Genomic DNA, 24,139 nt, shown 5'->3' on the forward strand with positions numbered 1-24,139 from the left:
TGATATGGCCGTCAGCCCGACAACCATGGCCGCCGTTCGTGCAAGCGGCGCCGTCCCGAATGCGGAATATCTCTTGAGCGCCGAGGGTGTCCGCAAGGAATTTCCTGGGGTCGTCGCACTTGACGACGTGCAGTTCCGGCTGAAGCGCGCCTCCGTGCATGCGTTGATGGGCGAAAACGGCGCCGGCAAATCGACGTTGATGAAGATCCTCGCCGGCATCTATACGCCCGACAAGGGCGATATTCGCCTGAAAGGGATCGAGATCCAGCTGAAATCTCCACTCGACGCACTGGAAAACGGCATTGCCATGATCCATCAGGAACTCAACCTGATGCCGTTCATGACGGTCGCCGAAAATATCTGGATTCGCCGGGAACCGAAGAACCGCTTCGGCTTCATCGATCACGGCGTGATGCACCGCATGACCGAGGAATTGTTTACTCGGCTCAATATATCAATCGATCCCGATATCGAGGTCCGGTTCCTGTCGGTCGCCAACCGGCAGATGGTCGAGATCGCCAAAGCGGTTTCCTACAATTCCGACGTGCTGATCATGGACGAGCCGACTTCGGCGCTGACGGAGCGCGAGGTCGAGCATCTTTTCCGTATTATCCGCGATCTCAGGGCCCAGGGCATCGGCATCGTCTACATCACCCATAAGATGAACGAGCTTTTCGAGATCGCCGATGAGTTCTCCGTCTTCCGCGACGGCCGATATATCGGCACGCATGCCTCGACCGACGTCACCCGCGACGACATCATTCGCATGATGGTCGGGCGCGAGATCACCCAGATGTTTCCCAAGGAAGAGGTGCCGATCGGCGAGGTCGTGCTCTCCGTCAAGGATCTTTGTCTCAAGGGCGTCTTCACCAACGTCTCCTTCGAAGTGAGAGCCGGCGAAATCCTCGGCATCGCCGGCCTCGTCGGATCCGGTCGGTCGAATGTCGCCGAAACGCTGTTCGGGGTGACGCCGGCAAGCTCCGGCTCGATCGAGCTCTACGGCAAGCCGGTGACCATTTCTTCGCCGACCGAGGCCATCCGCAATCGGATGGCGTTCCTGACCGAAGACCGGAAAGATACCGGCTGCCTGCTGATCCTCGATATTCTCGAGAACATGCAGATCGCCGTTCTGCAGGACAAATACGTCAAGGGCGGCTTCGTGCAGCAGGGCGCAGTCGAGGCAACCTGCGAAGACATGGCAAAAAAGCTGCGCGTGAAAACGCCCAATCTTTACGAGCGGGTGGAAAATCTTTCGGGCGGCAATCAGCAGAAGGTGCTGATCGGGCGCTGGCTGCTCACCGATCCGCGCATCCTCATTCTCGACGAGCCGACGCGCGGCATCGATGTCGGCGCCAAGGCGGAAATCCACCGGCTGGTCACGGAGATGGCGCGAAACGGCGTGGCGGTGGTGATGATCTCGTCCGAGATGCCCGAAGTTCTCGGGATGAGCGACCGCATCATGGTCATGCACGAAGGACGCGTGACCGGTTTCCTCAATCGCGACGAAGCAACGCAGATCAAGGTGATGGAGCTGGCGGCGCAGTGATGCGCTGACGGCGATTGCCCAAGGGAGGTTTGACATGACTACCAAGGCAGCAGAGGGCGCGGCTCCGCTCGCAACCCGGCAAAGGCGGCGGCGCATACCGACGGAGCTCAGCATTTTCCTCGTGCTCGTCGGCATCGCACTCATCTACGAAGTGCTCGGCTGGATGTTCATCGGCCAAAGCTTCCTGATGAATTCGCAGCGTCTGACGATCATGATCCTGCAGGTCTCCGTCATCGGCATCATCGCCGTCGGCGTCACGCAGGTCATCATCACCGGCGGCATCGATCTTTCGTCGGGTTCGGTCGTCGGCATGACGGCGATGATCGCAACAAGCTTCGCCCAGTCCTCGACCTGGGGACGAGCGGTTTTTCCCTCGCTGACCGACCTGCCGGCCTTCGTGCCGATTATCGTCGGTCTGCTGATTGGGGCGACGGCAGGTCTCGCGAACGGCGCCCTCATCGCCTACACGAAGATCCCGCCGTTCATTGCAACTCTGGGCATGTTCGTTTCGGCCAGAGGCGTGGCGAAGTGGTATACGAAGGGACAGCCGGTTTCCGGGATCACCGAACAGTTTCATTTCATCGGAACGAAAGCCTGGCCGGTTGTCGTCTTCCTGGTCGTCGCGCTGATCTTTCATATTGCGCTGCGCTATACCCGTTATGGAAAATTCACCTATGCCATTGGCGCGAACCCGCAGGCTGCACGTGTTTCCGGCATCAACATCGAGGCGCATCTCGTCAAGGTCTATGTGATTGCCGGATTGCTTGCCGGCCTTGCCGGTATCGTCACGGCGGCGCGTGCGGAAACCGCACAGGCCAGCATGGGTGTCGGATATGAACTCGACGCGATCGCCGCAACCGTCATCGGCGGCACCTCGCTCACCGGCGGCGTCGGGCGCATCACCGGCACCGTCATCGGCACCATCATTCTCGGCGTCATGACCTCCGGCTTCACCTTCCTCAGGATCGACGCCTATTACCAGGAGATCGTCAAGGGTCTCATCATCATCGCGGCTGTTGTCATCGACGTCTACAGACAGAAGAAACGTCGCAAGCACTGATCTCCGGCATGCGATGGTTTTTTTGCGGGGGCTTCGGCCCCCGTTTCGTTTTCAGTGCTGACGAATTTCTAAAAAAAGAAGTGGCGAATTCCGTCAGCTTTTCTATTCTGCCGCTTCATTCGCCCTCCAATCGATTCCGATTTAAGGAATTAGGCAGTAGGGCAGCGCAGGAAGACAGATGCAATTCGTATTTGACGGTCACAACGACGTTCTCCTTCGACTCTGGACACATTCAAAAGACGGCAGTGACCCGATCGCGGAATTCGTAGACGGCACGACGGTCGGCCATATCGATGCGCGTCGGGCCAGAGAGGGCGGTCTTTCGGGCGGTCTTTGCGCCATCTACATTCCCTCAGGCGATCTCGTCTTCGCCGATCCGGATGCCAGCGGTCGCTATATCACGCCGATGGCGGCCCCTCTTGATCCGCTGCCTTCCCTTGCCATCGCCAATGAAATGGCGGCGATCGCGCTGCGCCTCGATCAGGCCGGCGCCTGGCGGCTTTGCCGGACGGTGAAGGATATCCGCGGCGCCATGGCGGATAACATTTTCGCCGCCGTCATGCATATGGAAGGCTGCGAGGCGATCGGCGCCGATCTTTCGGCGCTCGAGGTATTCTACGCGGCGGGGCTGCGGTCGCTCGGGCCGGTCTGGAGCCGGCACAATGTCTTCGGTCACGGGGTGCCCTTCGCCTTCCCGATGTCGCCGGACACGGCGCCGGGCCTCACCGCTGCCGGCTTCGCGCTGGTCAGGGAATGCAATCGCCTCGGCGTCCTGATCGACCTCGCCCATATCACCGAGAACGGTTTCTGGGACGTGGCGAAGACGACGGACCAGCCGCTGGTCGCCAGCCATTCCAATGCCCACGCCCTGACGCCGGTCGCGCGCAATCTGACGGACAGGCAGCTCGATGCGATCCGCGAAAGCCGCGGTGTCGTCGGTGTCAATTATGCGACCGCCATGCTGCGTGCCGACGGCCGCTCGGACAGCGATACGCCGCTTGCCGACATGATCCGCCATATCGACTATCTCGTGAACCGCATCGGCATCGACTGCGTGGCGCTCGGATCGGACTTCGACGGGGCCACCATTCCTGAGGAAATCGGTGATGCCGCCGGCAATCAGAAGCTGATTGCCGCTCTCAGGGAGGTTGGTTATGGTGAGGCAGAGTTGACGAAACTCGCTCGTGACAACTGGCTTCGCATTCTGGCACAAGCTTGGCGGGAGGACCGCGCCTAGGCCTATAAAACGTTTGTATTCAAACAATACAGGGGAACAGACCATGATGATCACCAAGCTCAGCCGCAATGTCCGCATGCTCTCGGCAGGAGCCGCTCTTTCGCTCCTGATGGCGACCGCACCCTCGGCCTTTGCCGAGACGCCCAAGGATACGCTGGTCGAGGGCCTTGCCATCGACGACATCATCACGATGGATCCGGGCGAGGCTTTCGAACTTTCCACGGCGGAGATCACCAGCAACAGCTATAGCCTTCTCGTTCGCCTCGACCTCAACGACACATCCAAGGTTAAGGGTGATCTGGCGGAGAGCTGGAACGTCTCAGATGACGGCCTCACCTATACTTTCAAGCTGAAACCAGGCCTCAAATTCGCCTCGGGTAATCCAATCACCGCCGAAGACGTCGCCTGGTCCTTTGAGCGCGCCGTCAAGCTCGACAAGAGCCCGGCCTTTATCCTTACCCAGTTTGGCCTGACCGGCGACAATATTGCCGAAAAGGCGAAAGCGGCTGACGCCAATACATTCGTCTTCACGGTCGACAAGGCCTATGCGCCGAGCTTCGTGCTGAACTGCCTGACAGCAACGGTCGCTTCCGTCGTCGACAAGAAGCTGGTGCTGGATCATGTGAAGGCGGTGACGACGGATGCGGACCACAAATACGATAATGATTTCGGTAACGAATGGCTGAAGACCGGCTATGCCGGCTCCGGCGCGTTCAAACTGCGCGAATGGCGGGCAAACGAAGTCGTCGTGCTGGAGCGCAACGACAATTATTACGGTGACAAGCCGAAGCTCAATCGCGTCATCTATCGCTACATGAAGGAGAGCTCAGCTCAGCGGCTGGCGCTCGAAGCCGGGGACATTGACATCGCCCGCAATCTCGAGCCGGGTGACATCGACGCCGCTTCCAAGAACGCGGATCTGACGACCACAAGCGCGCCGAAGGGCACGATTTACTACGTCAGTCTGAACAATAAGAACGAGAACCTGAAGAAGCCGGAAGTCCAGGAGGCTTTCAAATATCTAGTCGACTATGATGCGATCGGTGAGACCCTGATCAAAGGCATCGGCGAGATCCACCAGACCTTCTTGCCCACGGGCCAACTCGGCGCGCTTGATGAAAACCCCTACAAACTCGATGTCGCCAAGGCCAAGGAGCTACTGGCCAAGGCCGGGGTCCCGGACGGCTTCTCGGTGACGATGGACGTGCGCAACACGCAGCCGGTGACCGGTATCGCCGAATCCATGCAGCAGACGCTGGCGCAGGCAGGTATCAAGCTGGAGATTATCCCTGGAGATGGCAAACAGACGCTGACCAAATATCGTGCCCGTACTCACGATATCTATATCGGCAATTGGGGCTCGGACTATTTCGACCCGAATTCGAATGCCGATACCTTTACAAGCAATCCTGACAATTCGGATGCCGGCACTGTGAAGACGCTGGCATGGCGCAATACCTGGGAAGCACCTGAGCTCGACAAACAAACCAAAGCTGCGCTGCTTGAACGCGACGCTGCGAAGCGCGCTGCCATGTACGAGGACATCCAGAAGAAATTTCTCGCCAACAGCCCCTTCGTCATCATCTTTCAGCAGACGGAAGTGGCCGGATATCGCAAGAATCTGAAGGACTTCAAGCTGGGTCCGAGCTTTGACACCAATTTCGTCGGTCCGATCGCCAAGGAATGATCCGGCAGGGCTAGTCGCTTGAGCATCATCGAAGCAACCCAGGCGGCGCGACCCCGAAAGGGCCGTGCCAGCGCCTTCGCCAAGGCGGCCGGGCGGTTCCTCTTCGCCGCCGCCACCACCTATCTCGGCCTGCTGGCCGTCACCTTCTTCATCGGCCGCGTCGTGCCGATCGATCCCGTGCTCGCCATCCTCGGCGACCGCGCGCCCACCCATGTTGTCGAACGCGTGCGACAGGAAATGGGCTTCAATCTACCGCTCTATCAGCAGTTCTTCATCTATATCAAAGGCGTTCTTTCGGGCGAATTCGGTAATTCGGTCCTGACCACCAATCCCGTCATGGTCGATATCCGCCGTGTCTTGCCGGCGACAATCGAACTCGCGACGCTCGGAACGCTCATCGGCGCTTTCGTCGGCGTGCCGCTCGGGGTTCTCGCGGCGGTGCGTCGCGGCAGCATCGCCGACCAGGTCGTGCGCGTCATCGGCCTTGTCGGTTATTCGGTGCCGATCTTCTGGTTGGCGCTGATTTCGCTCGTCATCTTTTATGCGCAACTGCGCTGGGTGGCCTTTCCAGGCCGGATCGATATCGTCTTCGAATACACCTTCACGCCGATCACCGGCTTGTACCTCTTCGACAGCGCCTGGCAGGGGCAGTGGGATGTCTTCTACGACGTGTTCCGCCACATCATCTTGCCTGCATCCCTGCTCGGCTATTTCTCGCTCGCCTATATCAGCCGGATGACGCGCAGCTTCATGCTGAACGAGCTTTCGCAGGAATATATCGTCGCCGTGCGCGCCAAGGGGCTTTCGGAAACACGGGTGATCTGGGGCCATGCGCTGCGCAATGCCGCCGTGCCGCTCGTTACCGTGATCGCGCTTTCCTATGCCGGCCTGCTCGAAGGATCGGTGCTGACCGAGACGGTCTTTTCCTGGCCGGGCATCGGGCTCTACATCACCAATTCGCTGCAGAACGCCGACATGAACGCCGTTCTTGGCGGCACGATCGTCATCGGTACGATCTTCATCGGTATCAACCTTCTGTCCGATCTTCTCTACCGGACGCTCGACCCGAGGACGCGAAACCGATGACGGCCAATGCCAGCCCATCTCCTGCGATGAGCCGCCGCGAATGGCTGCTTTCCGACCGGCCGCAATCGCGCCTGCAGGCCCGCCTCGGCCGTGCCTATGTCACATGGCGGCAGTTCACGGCCAACAGGCTCGCCGTCGTCGGCCTGCTGATCATCGTGGCGCTGCTTTTCATCGCCGCCTTTGCCGATGTGCTCGCCACGCATAATCCGGTGGTCGGCGATCTGCGCAATGCCCGCCTGCTGCCGCCCGGCTTGGGGGAATTCTGGCTCGGTTCGGATGACCAGGGCCGCGATATCTATTCGCGGCTGATCTACGGATCGCGATTGACGCTGCTCGTCGTCGCGCTCGTCGCCGTCATCTCGGCGCCGATCGGGCTGATCGTCGGAACCGTCTCCGGTTATGCCGGAGGCTGGGTGGATGCGACGCTGATGCGGATTACCGATATCTTCCTCGCCTTTCCGAAGCTGGTGCTGGCGCTCGCCTTCGTCGCGGCGCTCGGGCCCGGCATCCAGAATGCGATCATCGCGATTGCGATCACCTCCTGGCCGCCCTATGCCCGTATCGCGCGCGCCGAGACGCTGACGGTCCGGCGTTCCGACTATATTTCGGCGGTGAAGCTGATGGGAGCCTCGCCGCTTCGCATTGTCGTGCGCCATGTGATGCCGCTCTGTATTTCCTCGCTGATCGTGCGTGTGACGCTCGACATGGCGGGCATCATCCTGACGGCGGCCGGTCTCGGTTTCCTCGGTCTGGGGCGCAGCCGCCGCTGCCGGAATGGGGTGCGATGATTGCCTCGGGACGGCGTTTCATCCTCGATCAATGGTGGGTCGCGGCGATGCCCGGCATCGCCATCCTCATCGTCAGCCTCGGCTTCAATCTCCTCGGCGACGGCCTGCGCGACGCGCTCGATCCCAAGGAGAGCGGCCAATGACAACACTTCTGACGGTGGACAAGCTCAAGGTCAGCTACCCCACGCGCACCGGCGTGATCGAGGCCGTGCGCGGCGTCTCCTTCACACTCGGCAAGGAACGACTCGGCATCGTCGGTGAATCCGGTTCCGGCAAGTCGCAGACCGGCCGGGCAATCATGGGCCTGACGCCGAAACACGGCATCGTCACGGCCGACAGGCTTGATTTCAACGGCATCGATCTGGTCAATGCGTCTGCCGGCGAAAGGCGCAGGCTGCGCGGCAAGCGCATCGCCATGATCCTGCAGGATCCGAAATATTCGCTCGATCCCGTCATGTCGATCGGACGGCAGATCTGCGAAACGCTGCGCACGCATGAGAAGGTCGGCAAGGCGGAAGCGCGCGAGCGCGCGCTCGCCATGCTGGAAGCGGTGCAGATCCGTGACCCGAAACGTGTCTTCGACCTGCATCCGCACGAGGTTTCGGGCGGCATGGGGCAGCGTGCGATGATCGCCATGATGCTGATTGCCGGGCCTGAGCTGCTGATTGCCGACGAGCCGACCTCGGCGCTCGACGTGACGGTGCAGCTCGACGTGCTGAGGATCATGGACAAGCTGGTGTCCGAGCGCGGCATGGGGCTGATCTTCGTCTCCCACGATCTGAGGCTGGTTTCCTCCTTCTGCGACCGTGTCATCGTCATGTATGCCGGCAAGATCGTCGAGGAGCTGGCGGCCGCCGATCTCAAACATGCGCGGCATCCCTATACGCAGGGGCTGCTGAACTGCATGCCCGAGATCGGCGCGAACCGCCACCCGCTGCCGGTGCTCGACCGCAAGCCGGAGTGGGCGGCATGAGCGCAGCTCTCGAGATCGACGATCTGAGCGTCGTTTACGACCATTTTCATGCATTGAAGGATGTCAGCATCGCCGTCGAACGCGGCGAATCCTTTGGTCTTGTCGGCGAATCCGGCTCGGGAAAATCGACCTTGTTGCGGGCCGTTGCCGGACTTGCGCCGGTGAGCAGCGGCGCGATCAACATCGATGGCGAGCCGCTGAAAGGTTCGAAACGCAGCAAAGTCTTCTACCGGCGCGTACAAATGGTCTTCCAGGATCCTTATGGTTCGCTGCATCCGCGCCAGACGATCGACCGGCTTCTGCTCGAACCGCTTGCCATCCACGGCATCGCCGACGGCGAGAAGCGCATTGCCCGAGCGCTTGACGAGGTCGGCCTCGGCAATGGTTTCCGCTTCCGCTACCCGCACCAGCTCTCCGGCGGCCAGCGCCAGCGCGTGGCGATCGCCCGGGCGCTGATCGTCGAACCGTCGATCCTGCTGCTCGACGAGCCGACATCGGCGCTCGACGCCTCGGTGCAGGCCGAGGTGCTGAACCTGCTGGAAGAGATCCGACGCGACCGCAAGCTCACCTTCGTGATGGTGAGCCATGATCTCGGTGTCGTCACCCATATGTGCGAACGGCTCGCGGTAATGCGCAACGGCGCCGTCGTCGAGCGGCTGAGCTCGCAGGAACTGGCGCAAGGCGCGGTTCACGAGGACTATACGAGAAATTTGATGATCGCGAGCAAGGGTTTCGTCAAAGCCTGAAAGTCAATCTTTTGAAGCCGTTGAAAAGAAAAGACCGGCGGCGGTGTTAAGGATAATGCTTCCCTAAAAGACGACCATTCAGCTAGACTATTGACAGCTGCCTTGCTTCTGTCATGATCCCGTTAACGTTTGTTAGCTTTCGTGATCGATGGAGGTTGAGGCATGTTCTTTCTCGGTGGGATGACCATGGGTTACCTCGATCCTCCTGTGAGAGCCGATCGCCAGGAACAGATTTCGGCATCCATTCCCTCGGAAAAGGACCGTCGGCTGATCGACAGTTCCTCCAACCCGTCGCAGAACGAGAACGCCGTCGAGCGCTCGTTGATCTGGGCATGGCGCACGCTCTGCTAAAAGGGCTGGTTGAATTTTCTCTTCCGCTCGCTCTGGACGGAAATTTATCTCTACCTACTTGATAGAGAAAATACGAATATAAACGCGAGCCGCACAACCGGCCGCACGAGAACAACGGAGGCGACATATGGCAGATCTGGGTATTTCGCATGCTCACGTGAACCAGTATGGTTCCGTACCGACCAAGAAGCCGCTCACCAAGCGCCACAGGCTTCAGACGGTGCTCCATGGCGCGATCTTCACCGCGGCGTTCCTGTTCGTGGTCGCTATGGTTTGCGGCGTCGTCGGGTAATCCGGCGGATGAAGCGTCGGCAGATGCCGGCGCTGCGGAGGTTTCCGCCTCTATTGAATTCCGGACCATTCAATTTGTCTCGGCATTCTCCTGGCACTCAAATGTCAAAAGGAGAGTGGTCACCAGAGGCATTTTGTTATGGTTGATCGGCATTCCGATCCCCCATCATCGTTCTTCTCTATTTTTTTACGCCATCTGAAGCGTCCCACGAAGGCCTTGATCTCGAGCGCAAACGGCGTGGGCCGGCCGCCCAGACTGCCGCCAGCATGGTGAGGCAATCATGCGTCTTTCGTTTTTCTGGAATCGAACAGCTCTTGCATTGCCGGAACCAGGTGCCGGCACCCAGACAAGCTCGCTGGGCGGCGGGGAATGCCTCCCGACTTGAATTTTCCCAAGGATGTCCAAATTTTCGACATGGCTTTCGCGGAGAGGTTATCGATGGTCTCGATCACCCGTCGGGCCGTGTCCTGACCAGGGCTTAACCCGTTTGCATCGCTTGCCAAGTGTCGTTCACCCCGGCTTCATCGATCTTTGAAGAATAGGGCTCCGTTCATGTAACAGTCATGATAAGCAGTGCAAAAGGCCGAGCAAAACAGCCATAACTTCGTTTGGATCCAGAACCGAACCCATGTCTATTTCAAATCTTTCTCCGAGCCTTTCGCGCGAACCCGAGACGAAGCAGATCGATCATAACGATTCGATCCGCTCGACCTATCTTTCCATCGAGGACATCAAGGCGATGGGCGATGCGGTCGCCCGCAACGGCGTCGACAAGCTGCCGGCTTTCGCCCCCTTCGATTTCTTTGCGCGTCATAAGGAAAACCAGAAGGAAATCCTGCGCGTCTACAGGACCACGGCGACCGATGTCGAGGCCGGCGATACCATCACGCCGGCGGCAGAATGGCTGCTGGATAATCACTATATCGTCGAAGAGGCGATCCAGGAGGTGCGGCGCGACTTCCCCCGCCGCTTCTATCGCGAATTGCCGACCATGGTCGTCGGCGGCGTCGAAGTACCGCGCACCCTTGTGCTTGCCTGGCTCTACGTCGCCCATACCCACAGCACGATCTCGCAAGAAAGTCTGACGGCACTGGTCGACGGCTTCCAGGCCAGCGAGACGCTCAGGATCGGTGAACTCTGGGCGTTGCCCTCCCTCGTGCGCTACGTGCTCGTGGAAAACCTTCGCCGTATTTCGAGCCGCGTCGAAGCCAGCCGCCGCCTGCGCCGCCGCGCCAACGAGGCGGCCGACGAATTGGTGCGCCTGACCGACCCAGCCGCGGCGGCCGCCTATCTGAAGACGCTGGAACCGCTTGCCGAGGACAATACCTTCTCGACGCAGTTCCTCTATCGCTTGCGCGACGGTTCGCAGACATCGAGCCTGGCGATCACCTGGCTCGACGAGCGGCTGGAAGAGCTCGGCCGCAACACCGAAGAGGCGACGACGGCCGAACACAGCCGACTCTCTTCCGGCAACGTGACGATGGGCAACATCATCCGCAGCCTTCGCGAGATCGATGATGCCGAGTGGTCGGTCTGGGTCGAGCAGGTCAGCCATGTCGACAAGCTCCTCTGGGAGCATTCGGATTACGGCATCCTCGATTCCGGCTCGCGCAACAAATACCGCAAACAGATCGAGAAGCTGGCCAAGCGCTCGCCGCTGTCGGAAATGGAAATCGCCCAGCTGGCGCTCGACATGACCGATGCCGCCAAGGCCTCCGGCGAGCCGCAGCCGCATGAACCGAATGTCGGTGGCTTCCTGTCGGGCGCGCAGCGGCCGAAACTCGAGGCGCGGGCGAACTATCGCCCGACGGCCATCCAATATTTCGTGCGTGCGGTGCGCCGGTTCAACTGGCTGGCGATTGCCGTGCCCGTCATGCTGCTGACGGTCATCGCCATGGCGATTGTCGGCAAATTCATGGCGAATGCCGGCATGGGTGCTTTCGAAATCGCCCTGCTGCTGATCATGTTCTCAGTGCCGGCATCGGAGGGGGCGACAGGTCTCTTCAACACCGTGCTGTCCTTCTTCGTGACGCCGGCGCGCCTCGTCGGCTACGAGTTCAAGGAAGGCATTCCGGAGGATGCGCGCACGCTGCTCGTCGTGCCCTGCCTGATTTCGAACCGCGACAGCGTCGACGACCACGTGCGTAATCTCGAGGTTCATTATCTCGCCAATCCGCGTGGCGAGATCTATTTCGCAATGCTCAGCGATTGGCCGGATAGTGAGGCCGAGGAAACGCCCGCCGATCTCGAGGTTCTCGATTATGCCAGGCGCGAGATCGCCAATCTCTCCGCCCGCTATGCCTATGATGGCAAGACGCGTTTCTATCTGTTGCATCGCCGTCGCCTCTATAATCCCTCGGAAGGCGTCTGGATGGGTTGGGAGCGCAAGCGCGGCAAGCTGCACGAGCTGAACATGCTTCTGCGCGGCGACCGCGACACGACCTATCTGCCGGGCGCCAATACCGTGCCGGCCAAGGTGCAATATGTCATGACGCTCGATGCCGATACGCGCCTGATGCGCGATGCCGTCACCAAGCTCGTCGGCAAGCTCTATCATCCGATCAACCGCCCGGTCATCAACCCGAAAACCGGCCGCGTCGAAAGCGGCTATGGCGTACTGCAGCCGCGGGTCACGCCGTCGCTGACGACGGGCAAGGACGCGTCGGTCTTCCAGCGCGTCTTTTCGATCAACCGCGGCCTCGATCCTTATGTCTTCACCGTTTCCGACGTCTATCAGGATCTCGCCGGCGAAGGCACATTCACCGGCAAGGGCCTTTATCATGTCGATGCCTTCGAAGCGTCGCTGAAGGGACGGATCGACGAGAACTCCGTGCTCAGCCACGATCTTCTCGAAGGCTCAATGGCGCGTTGCGCGCTCGTCACCGATCTCGAACTGGTCGAGGATTTCCCGATCCGCTACGAGGTAGAAACCTCGCGCCAGCATCGCTGGGCGCGCGGCGACTGGCAGCTTCTCCCCTACATGTTCAATCCGAAATACGGCGTCACGGCACTCGGCCGCTGGAAGATGTTCGACAATCTGCGCCGTTCGCTGACGCCGATCGCCTGGTTCTTCGCCTCCGTGCTCGGCTGGTATTTCATGGGTCCGCTCGGCGCGCTCATCTGGCAGATTCTGCTGATCTTCTGCCTCTTCGTTGCGCCGACGCTGTCGCTCATCAACGGCATCATCCCGCGCACCAGCGATATCATCGCCCGCGCCCATCTCTATACGGTCTGGTCCGATATCACGGCCGCCAATGCGCAGGTTGCGTTGCGTATCGTCTTCATCGCCGATTCGGCTTGCATGATGGCGGATGCAATCGGCCGTTCACTCTATCGCCTCTTCGTCAGCCGCAAGCTGATGCTGCAGTGGCGGACTGCCGCCAGCGTTCAGGCCGGCGGCCAGGGCACGTTGATTTCCTACTACAAGGCGATGTGGCATGCGCCGGCGTTGGCGCTGCTGGCGCTCGGTTTTGCAGCCCTTCCCGGCAACAGCGCCTTCCTCGTCGGCATTCCCTTCGCGCTGCTGTGGATGTTTTCGCCGGTGGTGGCCTGGTATGTCAGCCAGTCGGCAGAGACCGAGGATCGGCTCGAAGTTGCCGATTCGGTGTCGAGCGAACTGCGCAAGATCGCCCGGCGCACCTGGCGCTATTTCGAAACCTTCACGACGGCCGAGCAGAATTATCTGCCGCCGGACAATATCCAGGAAACGCCGCATGTGATCGTTGCGGCGCGCACCTCGCCGACCAATATCGGCGTCTATCTGCTTTCCGTCGTTTCCGGCCGGCATTTCGGCTGGTTCTCCTTCGAGGAGACGCTCGAGCGGCTGGAGCAGACGATCGCGACGATCGACAAAATGGAGAAATTCCGCGGCCATTTGTTCAATTGGTACCACACCGATACGCTGCAGACGCTTGGGCCCCGTTATGTCTCGGCCGTCGACAGCGGCAATCTCGCCGGTCATCTGATCGCGATTTCGTCGGCCTGTCGCAACTGGGCGGAGGCGCCGTCCGCCCATATGCAGGGCAATCTCGACGGCGTCGGCGACACGGCCGGCATTCTCGGCGAAGTGCTGGCGGACCTGCCCGATGACCGCAAGACCGTGCGCCCGCTGCGCCGGCGCCTGGAGGAGCGCATCGTCGGCTTCCAGAACGCGCTTGCCGCCGTCAAGCGCGAGCACGAATTCGCCTCGATCCGCATCATCAACCTCGCCGTTCTCGCGCGCGACATCGAGAAACTCGCCGCCAATCTCGACCATGAGGTCAAGTCGAAGCAGAGCGAAGAGGTCACCCTGTGGGCGGCATCGCTGGTGAAGGTCTGCGAGGCGCATATTTCCGACAGCACCTTCGATCTTTCCAAAGTCGATGCGCTGAGGCCGCGCCTGGTGGCGCTGCGCGACAAGGCCCGCGATCTTGCCTTCTCGATGGATTTCGGCTTCCTGTTCCGGCCGGAGCGGCGCCTGCTGTCGATCGGCTACCGCGTCGAAAGCGGCGAACTCGACCAGGCCTGCTACGACCTTCTCGCCTCGGAATGCCGCCTGACCAGCCTCTTCGGCATCGCCAAGGGTGATCTGCCGACGGAACACTGGTATCGCCTCGGCCGCCAGGTCGTACCTGTGGGGTCGCGCGGTGCGCTGGTCTCCTGGTCCGGCTCGATGTTCGAATATCTGATGCCGCCGCTCGTCATGCAGGAGCGCGGCGGGGGTATTCTCAACCAGACCAACAATCTGGTCGTCGTCGAACAGATGAACTACGCCCGCAAGCTCGGCATTCCCTGGGGCATTTCGGAGGCAGCCTTCAATGCCCGCGACCACAACCTCAATTATCAGTACACGAATTTCGGCGTGCCGACGCTCGGCCTGAAGCGCGGCCTCGGCCACAATGCCGTCATCGCGCCTTATGCATCGTTGCTTGCCAGCCAGTACGACCCGCCGGCCGCGCTCGAAAACCTGCAGAGGCTGCGCAAGGTCGGGGCGCTCGGCAAGTTCGGTTTCCACGACGCCGTCGACTTCACGCCGACGCGCGTGCCGGAAGGCAAGAAATGCGCGGTGGTCTACAATTATTATGCCCACCATCACGGCATGTCGATCGCGGCGGTGGCCAACGTCGCCTTCAACGGTCATCTGCGCGAGCTCTTCCACTCCGATCCCGTCATCGAGGCAGCGGAGCTGCTGCTGCAGGAAAAGGCGCCGCGCGACATTCCCGTCATGAGCGGCAAGCATGAATCCGACACGCCGGCCAGCATCCAGGACGATCTCCTGCGGCCGGAGCTCAGGAAAATCAGCGATCCGGCATCGCGCGACCGCGAGCTCGTGTTCCTGTCGAACGGTCATTATTCGCTGATGCTGACGGCGACCGGTGCCGGTTATTCCCGCTGGAACGGCCTTTCCGTTTCCCGCTGGAAAGCCGATCCGACCGAAGACCGCTGGGGCAGCTTCATCTTCCTGCGCGATACCGCCACCAACGAATGGTGGTCGACGACATCTGAGCCGAAGGGTGTCGAAGGCGAAAAAATCAAGGTCGAATTTGCCGACGAGAAGGCGCAGTTCACCAAGACGGTCGGTGACCTCACAAGCGAGGTGGAATGCATCATCGCGACCGAGCATGATGCCGAGGCCCGACGCGTCACCCTGCTGAACATGGGCACGGAGGACCGGTTCATCGAGGTCACCTCCTATCTCGAACCGGTGATCACTTCCGACGACACCGACAATGCGCATCCGGCGTTCGCCCGCATGTTCGTCAAGACCGAGATCGGCAAGCGCGGCGACGTCATCCGCGCCGAACGCAACAAGCGCGACCCGAACGAGCCGAACATCAGCATCGCACATCTGATCGTCGACAATGCCGGCGACACCCGCCATACCGAATTCGAGACTGACCGGCGTAAGTTCATCGGCCGTGGCCGCAGCCTTGCCGATGCGGCCGCCTTCGATCCGGGTGCCACGCTTTCCGGCAGCGATGGTTTCGTGCTCGATCCGGTGATGTCGCTGCGTCGCACCGTCCGCGTGCCGGCCGGCAAGAAAGTCAGCGTGATCTTTTGGACGATTGCGGCGCCGAGCCGCGACGAAGTCGACAAGGCGGTCAATCGCTACCGTCATCCCGACGCCTTCACCCACGAGCTCGTTCAGGCCTGGACACGCACGCAGGTGCAGATGCGCCATGTCGGCGTCACCTCGCAGCAGGCGGCGGCCTTCCAGCATCTCGGACGCTATCTCGTCTATCCCGATATGCAACTGCGCAAGGACGAGGCGACCGTCGAGGCCGGCTTGCAGTCGCAATCGGCGCTGTGGCCGCTGGCAATCTCCGGCGACTTCCCGATCTTCACGCTGCGCATCAACGACGACATGGATCTCGAGATCGCCCGCGAGGCGCTGCTGGCGCAGGAATATCTGCGCTCGCGCGGCGTCACCGCCGATCTCGTCATCATGAACGAACGCGCCTCCTCCTATGCGCAGGACATGCAGCATGCACTCGACGCCATGTGCGAGAACGTCCGTCGCATCGGCCAGGCCGACGGATTGCGCCAGCATATCTTTGCGGTTCGCAAGGACCTGATGGAGGAGAGCACCTATCACGCGCTGATCGCGGCTTCGCGTGTCACGCTGCATACCAAGAACGGCAAGGTGGTCGACCAGATCAACCGCGCCGTGGCGCTGTTTGCACCCTCCAAGGAGGAACTGCAGGAGATCGAACGGGCCGAGCGCAACAAGCCCCCCGTCAAGCGTGTTGCCCCTGTGCCAGCGCCTGTCGTGCCCGCCGTCGTCATCGAGGAGGAAGGCGATCTCGACTTCTGGAACGGCATCGGCGGCTTTGCCCGAGATGGGCGTGAGTATGTCGTTCGCCTGCCCGGAGGTCATGCGACGCCGCAGCCCTGGATCAATGTCATTTCCAACGACAGCTTCGGCTTCCACGTGTCGGCCGAGGGCGCCGGATTCACCTGGAGCGTCAATTCGCGCGACTATCAACTGACCTCCTGGTCGAACGATGCCGTGGTCAACCGTTCGGGCGAGGCGTTCTATCTCACCGATCTCGACAGCGGTGCCGTCATGACGCCGTTCGCAGCGCTTTCCCGCCGGCCGGACATCCGTTTCGAAGCCCGCCACGGGCTCGGCTATTCCGTCTTATCCAGCGTTCAGCACGAGATCGCACTCGAGTTGACGCAGACGGTCGATCGCGAAAAGCCGGTGAAACTGCAACGCCTGCGCCTGCGTAATACCGGTTCGGCCACCCGTAAGCTGCGTCTCTACGGTTATGTCGAATGGGTCCTCGGCAGCAATCCTGCACGCACGGTGCCTTTCATCCTGTCGCAGCATGACGAGGAGACGGGGGCGCTGTTTGCCACCAATCCCTACAGCATCGATTTTTCCAACCGCACCGCCTTCTTCGCGGCGAGCGAGACGCTTTCGAGCTTCTCGGCAAGCCGGCGCGAATTCATCGGCAAGGCGGGAACGATCCAGGCGCCGCAGTCCGTCATCTCCGCCGCCGCTCTTTCCGGCGCGACCGAACTCGATGGTGATCCGGCCGCGGCGCTTGCGATCGACATCGAACTTGGCGCCGGCGAGGAGCGCGACTTCACCTTCTTCCTCGGCGATACGCCGACGGAAGAAGAAGCGCGCACTGTCATCGCCGATATCCGCAAGGCTTCGTTCGACGAGACGGTCGAGGCGAACCGCGCCTTCTGGCGGGACTTCACCGGCAGGCTGCAGATATCGACGCCAGATCGCGGGATGAACAATCTCGTCAATACCTGGCTGCCTTATCAGAGTCTCGGCTGCCGCATCATGGCCCGCACCGCCTTCTACCAGGCAAGCGGCGCCTTCGGCTTCCGCGATCAGCTGCAGGACACGCTGGCCTTCGTGCTGCACGAACCCTCGCTTGCCCGCCGGCAGATCCTGAATGCCGCTTCGCGCCAGTTCCGCGAAGGCGACGTGCAACATTGGTGGCTGCCGGGAACGGGTGCGGGCGTGCGCACGCTGATTTCGGACGACGTCGTCTGGCTCGCTTACGCGATCCATCACTATTGCAACGTCACCGGCGACAAAAACGTCCTCGACGAGGAGATCGCCTTCCTGGAAGGGCCGGCACTGCTCGAAGGCCAGCACGACTCGTTCTACAAGCCGGAGATTTCCGAGGACAAGGCAAGCGTCTACGAACACGCGGCGTTGGCGCTCGATCTCGCCATCGCTCGCAAGGGGGCTAACGGCCTGCCGCTATTTCTTGGCGGCGACTGGAACGATGGCATGAACCGCGTCGGCATCGGCGGCCGCGGCACCAGCGTTTGGCTCGGCTGGTTCCTGGCGGGGGCATTGCGCTCCTTCGTTCCCTATGCCGAGCAGCGCGGCGACACGGCCCGTGCAGAGCGCTGGTCGGCGCATCTCACCGAACTGAAGAAGGCGCTGGAAACTGCGGCCTGGGATGGCGGCTACTATCGCCGCGGCACGTTCGACGACGGTGCGCTGCTCGGCTCCAGGGAAAGCCCCGAATGCCGGATCGATTCGATCGCGCAGTCCTGGAGCGTGCTGTCCGGCGAGGGCGATCCGGCCCGCGCCGTCACGGCGATGGATGCGGTGCTCGATCAGCTGGTCGACGAGGATGCCCGCATCATCCGGCTGTTCACGCCGCCTTTCGTCAATTCCGCCAGGGATCCCGGCTATATCAAGGCCTATCCGCCGGGTGTGCGCGAAAACGGCGGGCAATATACCCATGCAGCGACCTGGGTCGTGATGGCGCTGGCGGAGCTGAAGCGGGGCGACGATGCCTTCCGCTGCTTCCAGATCCTCAACCCGATCACCCACGCGCTCGACAAGGCTTCAGCGGAGCAATACCGCGTCGAACCCTATGTCGTGGCGGCCGACGTCTACGGAAACGAGCCTTATAAGTCGCGCGGCGGCTGGACCTGGTATACCGGGTCAGCCGGCTGGCTCTACCGCGCCGCCGTCGAGGGCATCCTCGGTATCCGGCTGAAAGACGGCCGGCTCTACGTGCGCCCGTCGCTCCCTTCGGAATGGGACGGTTTTGCGGCAGAGGTGGAGCAAGGCGGCGGCAAATACCGCATTTCGGTCTCAAAAGCGTCCAATGACAGCGGCTACACTCTGTCGATAAACGGCTGCGAAGTCACCGATCCCGAAGAGGGATATCCGCTCGGATAACAGCGTTCTCCACGCTGAAAAACACGGCGATTCGCGACGGCCAAAAGGGAACCCTTTTGGCCGTCGTCGCGTTTGCAAACCGGATAATAAGGAGAGACCCATGGCAAGCACGCCGACCGAAGCCATCGCCACGGGGCGCAGTTCCCTATCCGCAGTTGCGCCAGTACGTGATACGAGGCTCGACGTCTTACGCGGCGTGGCCCTGATCATGATCTTCATCAATCATGTTCCCGGACAGATCTTCGAATATGTGACGACGAAGAATTTCGGCTTCTCCGATGCCGCCGAAGCCTTCGTGCTGATTTCGGGCATTGCCGTCGGCCTTGCCTATGGGGGCCGCTTCCAGCCGGGCAACCGGCTCACGGTGGCGATCAAGGCGGCAAAGCGCGCCTTCACGCTCTATCTCGCCCACATGATCACCACCTTCATGACGCTGGCGCTCTTCATCTGCGGTGCCTGGCTGTTCCATCGGCCGGGGTTGCTGGTCGAAATCAATATTCTGGCGGTTCTGATGAACCTGAAGGAAGGCATTCCGGCGCTGCTCCTGCTCGGCCACCAGATCGGCTACAACAATATCCTGCCGATGTACGGGGCGCTGATGCTGATGGTGCCGATCATCCTGCTCTTGAATGCGCGCAGCCCATGGCTGGCGCTCGGCGTCTCGGGCACGGTCTGGCTGCTTGCGGGCATCTACGAGGTGGCGCCGTACAACATGCTGATCGAGGGCTACTGGTTCCTCAATCCGCTCTCCTGGCAGTTCTTGTTTTCGATCGGCATCGTCTCGATGCTGCATATCAAGCGCGGCGGCTCGATCCCGCAGCATCCGTTGCTGCTGGCGACCGCTGCCGGTTACGTCATCTCGTCCTTCATCTGGGTGACCGGCCATCTCTGGATTTTCGGCAACTCGCTGGCAGCCCTTGGCCTGCCGCCCGTCATCACCGGTTTCGACAAGACCTTCCTGTCGCTGCCGCGGCTGCTACATGTGCTGGCGCTGACTTATCTCGTTATCAGCATCCCGGCACTCTCGCGTATCCTGCGCCGTCCTGCGGACCATCCGCTGACGATCCTCGGCCGCCACTCGCTGAACATTTTCGTTGCCGGCACGATCCTCGCCATGATCGGCCAGGTGGTGCTTTACATCACCAACAAGGACCAACTGGTCGGTCCGCTCTTCGTGATCGCTGGAGTCGCGACACAATTCGCCTATGCCTATTATCTCGAGCGCAAGCGCCAGCAGGGCAAGGTCAAGGGGAAACTTGTCGCCGATACCGACCATCCCCGTTCCCGTCCGCATCGGCGGGGCGGCAAATGCCTATCGCCGGAACGATCGGAAATAGGGCCCGGATTTGCCCGACATGGAGGAGCCGGCGGCCGATGGCCGCCGGCTCAATTGTGAATGAGGATGTTCACGAGCTTGCCGAAGGGATCGCGGACATAAAAGCGCCTGACGCCCCAAGGCTCGTCGGCCGGGCCGTACTCGATCGGAAAACCGGCAGCCGACATCGCTTCGAAAGCCGTATCGAGATCATCAACCTCGATCGAAAGATCAGGAACCGGCGTCCCGGAGCCGCCTTCGCTGGCGATGCTCAGCTGGACGTTCATCGGCCTTGCGGCACCGAAGGTCGCGATCCAACCGTGATTCATGATGACGTCAAGAGCGAGGATATCCTGATAGAAGCGCCGGGCCGGCGTGATATCCGGTGCCTGGATATTGGCGACGATGCGCAGGACCTTCATGGGCTTCCTCCCGATGCTTGGTGACAAGGCGGAAGGTAGGAACATGGGCACGGTGGTCAATTGGGGTTTGGCTTGAAATGGCGACGTGACGGCGTGTGGCACCCCCCTCTGCCCTGCCGGGCATCTCCCCCACAAGTGGGGAGATTGGCCAGTGGTTGGCCCTCAATCTCTCTCTACTACGGTGCGGAACATCAGTTGGTCAGTGGTTGGGGAAACCATCGCGCCCAGCCGATCTCCCTCCTTGTGGGGGAGATGCCCGGCAGGGCAGAGGGGGGTGGCCACACGGCACACTGCAATGCATATCGTCCACAGCGGTATTGGGAGAAAGCAAAGTCTTAAGGCGTGGCATCTTGAATGCAGTTCGATGCAGCCGCCTAACCCAGGCAAACAAAAAGGCCGGAAGGAGCTACCCTTCCGGCCTTTATCTTGAAACCCGAACCGATCAGGCAGCTTCGGTGGTGTGGGCCTTGCGGACCTCTTCATCCGTCAGGATGCCGCTGGCGCGCAGCAGGGCGGCGAAGCGGCCGTTGCTGTGGCTGAGCTCGTCGAAGCTGCCCTGTTCGACGACACGGCCGTCATCCAGGAAGAGCACCATATCGGCTTCGCGGACCGTTGACAGGCGGTGGGCGATGATGAAGGTAGTGCGATTCTCACGCAGATTGTCGATCGCGGCCTTGACGCGGGCCTCGGTCTCGACGTCGAGCGCCGAGGTCGCCTCGTCGAGCACCAGGATCGGTGCGTCCTTGAGGATGGCGCGGGCAATCGCGATGCGCTGGCGCTCGCCGCCGGAGAGCTTGTTGCCTCGTTCACCGACATGCGTATCGTAGCGATCCTCGCGGGTTTCGATGAAGTCGGCAGCGGCGGCGGCTTCGGCTGCACGGCGCATTTCCTCTTCACTGGCGCCTTCGCGGCCAAGGCGGATATTGTCGCTGATCGAACGGTTCAACAGGCCCGCATCCTGGAAGACGGTAGCGATGTGGCGACGCAGCGACTTGCGGGTCACCTTGGTGATATCGGTGCCGTCGACGAGGATCTTGCCGCCCTGGGCATCGTAGACACGCTGCAGCAGGTTAACGAGCGTCGTCTTGCCGGCGCCGGTCGGGCCGACGATCGCGACCGTCTGGCCTGCCTTCACCGAGAAAGAAACATTGTGCAGGCCCTGTGAGCTGTTGCCGAAGCCGAAGGAGACGTCGCGGAATTCGATCGCGCCCTTGACGTCCTTGATCTCGCCGTTGCCGGCTGGCTCTTCACGTTCACGCACCGAGTCTTCAAGCGTATAGAAGTCCTCGAGCTTGGAGCGGGCCTCGAAAATCTGCGTCGCGAACTGGCGCATCAAGTCGAGACGGCCGATCAACAGGTTGGCAAAGCCGATGAAGGCGATGACGTCGCCAACACGCAGCTGGCCGGCCTGGACGAGCATGGTGCCGATGATCAGGACCACCATCATCGCGATGGTCGACGCCATGCGGTTCAGTGCGCTGGCGATCGCCCACCAGTCGAGCACCGGATACTGAGCTTCGAGCAGACGGTCGGCGAAGGATTTCAGCGCTCGGGTTTCGGCTTCGATGCGGTTGTAGCTGTGCAGGACCGAAACGTTGCTGATCGAGTCGCTGACATGCGAGAAGACGGTGTGATAATGGTTCTCGACCGAAGCCTGGCCGTCCTTGGTGCGGCTCATGACGACGCGGCCGATCAGCCAGTAGGCAATGGCGAGCACCATAAGCACGGCGGAAAGGCGCAGGTCCATCGACATCGCTGTCGGCACCAGAAGGGCAAGCGCGATGACCGTCGACAGGTGGTTGCGCATGAATTCCAGCCAGAGGCCGAACAGCGTTTCGCAGGCGCGCAGCAATGTATGCAGCGCGTTGGAGGTACCGCGCTGATGGTGCCAGCCAAGCGGCATGGAAATGATGCGGCCGAAGGCTTCCGTCAACAGCGTCGCCCGCCGGCCATGGGCCAGCCGGTCGGCCTCGCGGGCCACCAGGACGAAGGCAATGGTGTTGAAGACGGCGAAAGTCGCCCACATGAAGAGGATGGGCTTGACCTCGCCCTTGCCCGAAATCGCATCGATAATGCGACCGAACAGGATCGGCTCCGCGATGGTAATCGTCGCAAGAACAATGTTTGCGACAACGACCAGGGATACGCGCAGCTTGTAGACGCCAAGATAGCGCAGAGCCCTTGCATAGACCTTAAATAGCGTCACGTCGAACCTCTTGTGCATCTGCGAAAACGGGATGATGCGATGCTACAAAAGGCTACCTGAACGGGCGATTAACGGAGTATTCGGGGTTCAGTCGATGTGATGACTGACACGATGGTACTGTCGCAGGACGCGACGGGATGGCCGTGGCGTCGAAATTGCCATCCGGCTATATCTCGCAGCAATTTGCACTTGCATTTTATTCAATATTTAGCACAGCATTAAATTACAGACTGCATTTATTGAAGACCGTTTCGCGACCAGTTTGACCAGCCGCCGACGGCCTCAGGCGGGCATCAGGTCCGGGCAAGGGGCATTTTTGTGAATATTAATTTGTTAATTCAATTGCTTGTAATTCTGGAAGAATGCTCAAATCCTGAAGCTGTCGTCACCGAACTGGAGCAGATCCTCCACGGTTGCGGCTTCGAATATTACGGTCTGCTGCGCCATGCGCCGCGGAACCCGGTGCAGCAGAACCCAGAGCCCTGGGCTGCGGCGCTTGCCGGCCGCTGGCCGGAACAATGGCCGCAAATATACACTGCGAAAAAATATGCTCTGATTGATCCGATGGTGCGCTATCTCGCTCATGCGCAGCGGCCTTACCGCTGGCGGGAGGCAATGGCGGCCTTCCACAAGGATGCGCATCAGCGCCGCATGGAGCAGATGATGGTCGATGCCTTCGGGCATGGAATGGAGGATGGCTACATCTTTCCGATCCACGGACGTAACGGCATTCTCGCCAGCCTCAGTCTCGCCGGCAAGCCGATCGAGTTGTCGCCGGTGGAGATCGCACTGTTGGAGGCGGTGGCGCGCAAAGCCTTCTGGCGGCTGCTCGATCTGAAAGGCGAGGCGCCGGCGCTGGAAACCGTGTTGCCGGCCGATACGCCGCTGACGCGGCGCGAGATGGAAATCCTGCATTATCTCGCCGAAGGCATGACGTCGATGGAGATCAGCAAGGTGCTGAAGATCTCAAACCACACGGTCGACTGGTATATGAACGGCCTGCAGAACAAGCTGAAGGCGAAAAACAGGCAGCAGGCGGTGGCGATTGCCTTCCGTCATGGACTGATAAGTTAGAGCAATTCCGCCTCTCATCGAAGCGGAATTGCTCTGGTTTTTATTTTGATGCAACTCCGGACGGAAAACCGCTTCGCACTTTTTCTGGAGTTGCTCCAGAATGTCGAAAAATTGCATTTCGCAGTCGCAAGATAAATTGAACTTTCTGTGACAAGAAGTTAAGAATTTCCTTCGCGGGTGCAGCATGCCCGCGTCTGAACGTCCGAGG

Annotated in this window: 13 protein-coding genes and 2 pseudogenes; 13 read left to right on the plus strand and 2 right to left on the minus strand. The window is 60.8% G+C overall.

What is annotated here, in order from left to right; translation table 11 throughout:
• Positions 1-4 precede the first annotated feature (4 nt).
• The 12 genes and pseudogenes from ACS4RR_RS02995 to ACS4RR_RS03050 all read left to right on the plus strand — a co-directional run bounded on the left by ACS4RR_RS02995 (position 5) and on the right by ACS4RR_RS03050 (position 20,251).
• Positions 5-1,546: a sugar ABC transporter ATP-binding protein gene (locus ACS4RR_RS02995; protein ID WP_260109701.1), complete on the plus strand. Its 1,542-nt coding sequence runs from the start codon at positions 5-7 to the stop codon at positions 1,544-1,546.
• A 34-nt stretch (positions 1,547-1,580) separates the two neighbouring features.
• Positions 1,581-2,606: an ABC transporter permease gene (locus tag ACS4RR_RS03000; RefSeq protein ID WP_162115016.1), complete on the plus strand. Its 1,026-nt coding sequence runs from the start codon at positions 1,581-1,583 to the stop codon at positions 2,604-2,606.
• Between the two features lie 178 nt (positions 2,607-2,784).
• Positions 2,785-3,843, plus strand: coding sequence for a dipeptidase (locus ACS4RR_RS03005; protein WP_260109700.1), 1,059 nt, complete (start codon positions 2,785-2,787; stop codon positions 3,841-3,843).
• A 43-nt stretch (positions 3,844-3,886) separates the two neighbouring features.
• Positions 3,887-5,530 carry an ABC transporter substrate-binding protein gene (locus tag ACS4RR_RS03010; RefSeq protein ID WP_260109699.1) on the plus strand — a complete coding sequence of 548 codons (1,644 nt, stop codon included), beginning with the start codon at positions 3,887-3,889 and terminating at the stop codon, positions 5,528-5,530.
• Positions 5,531-5,548: 18 nt separating this feature from the next.
• A complete protein-coding gene (locus ACS4RR_RS03015; RefSeq protein ID WP_260109698.1) occupies positions 5,549-6,616 on the plus strand; it encodes an ABC transporter permease in 1,068 nt (355 codons plus the stop codon).
• Positions 6,613-7,547 (plus strand): annotated as a pseudogene (locus tag ACS4RR_RS03020) (ABC transporter permease). Before ACS4RR_RS03015 ends, ACS4RR_RS03020 begins: the two are co-directional and overlap by 4 nt.
• On the plus strand, positions 7,544-8,377 hold the full coding sequence (locus tag ACS4RR_RS03025; RefSeq protein WP_456189688.1) for an ABC transporter ATP-binding protein: 834 nt from the start codon (positions 7,544-7,546) through the stop codon (positions 8,375-8,377). Before ACS4RR_RS03020 ends, ACS4RR_RS03025 begins: the two are co-directional and overlap by 4 nt.
• On the plus strand, positions 8,374-9,123 hold the full coding sequence (locus ACS4RR_RS03030; RefSeq protein WP_170277792.1) for an ABC transporter ATP-binding protein: 750 nt from the start codon (positions 8,374-8,376) through the stop codon (positions 9,121-9,123). Before ACS4RR_RS03025 ends, ACS4RR_RS03030 begins: the two co-directional genes overlap by 4 nt.
• 162 nt (positions 9,124-9,285) lie before the next feature.
• Complete coding sequence (locus ACS4RR_RS03035; RefSeq protein ID WP_222384373.1) at positions 9,286-9,474, plus strand: hypothetical protein; 189 nt, start codon at positions 9,286-9,288, stop codon at positions 9,472-9,474.
• Between the two features lie 127 nt (positions 9,475-9,601).
• Positions 9,602-9,766 carry a hypothetical protein gene (locus ACS4RR_RS03040; protein WP_017966088.1) on the plus strand — a complete coding sequence of 55 codons (165 nt, stop codon included), beginning with the start codon at positions 9,602-9,604 and terminating at the stop codon, positions 9,764-9,766.
• Between the two features lie 628 nt (positions 9,767-10,394).
• A complete protein-coding gene (locus ACS4RR_RS03045; RefSeq protein WP_260109696.1) occupies positions 10,395-18,914 on the plus strand; it encodes a glycoside hydrolase family 94 protein in 8,520 nt (2,839 codons plus the stop codon).
• A gap of 100 nt (positions 18,915-19,014) precedes the next feature.
• A pseudogene (locus ACS4RR_RS03050) lies at positions 19,015-20,251 on the plus strand (OpgC family protein).
• A gap of 49 nt (positions 20,252-20,300) precedes the next feature.
• Here ACS4RR_RS03050 and ACS4RR_RS03055 read toward each other — a convergent pair.
• Together ACS4RR_RS03055 and ACS4RR_RS03060 are read right to left on the minus strand one after the other, a co-directional pair.
• Positions 20,301-20,651 (minus strand): VOC family protein, encoded by a 351-nt coding sequence (locus ACS4RR_RS03055; RefSeq protein WP_170260795.1) that lies wholly within the window; start codon positions 20,649-20,651, stop codon positions 20,301-20,303.
• 442 nt (positions 20,652-21,093) lie between these two features.
• The gene (locus ACS4RR_RS03060) at positions 21,094-22,857 is read right to left on the minus strand and encodes a glucan ABC transporter ATP-binding protein/ permease (RefSeq protein WP_026154346.1); all 1,764 of its coding nucleotides are present in this window, start codon (positions 22,855-22,857) and stop codon (positions 21,094-21,096) included.
• 318 nt (positions 22,858-23,175) lie between these two features.
• On the opposite strand from ACS4RR_RS03060, the gene ACS4RR_RS03065 reads away from it, so the two are divergent.
• Positions 23,176-23,931 carry a LuxR family transcriptional regulator gene (locus tag ACS4RR_RS03065; protein ID WP_170258200.1) on the plus strand — a complete coding sequence of 252 codons (756 nt, stop codon included), beginning with the start codon at positions 23,176-23,178 and terminating at the stop codon, positions 23,929-23,931.
• Positions 23,932-24,139: the final 208 nt, after the last annotated feature.

The sequence above is a fragment of the Rhizobium zaerense genome (assembly GCF_051810725.1).
Classification (GTDB): domain Bacteria; phylum Pseudomonadota; class Alphaproteobacteria; order Rhizobiales; family Rhizobiaceae; genus Rhizobium; species Rhizobium leguminosarum_I.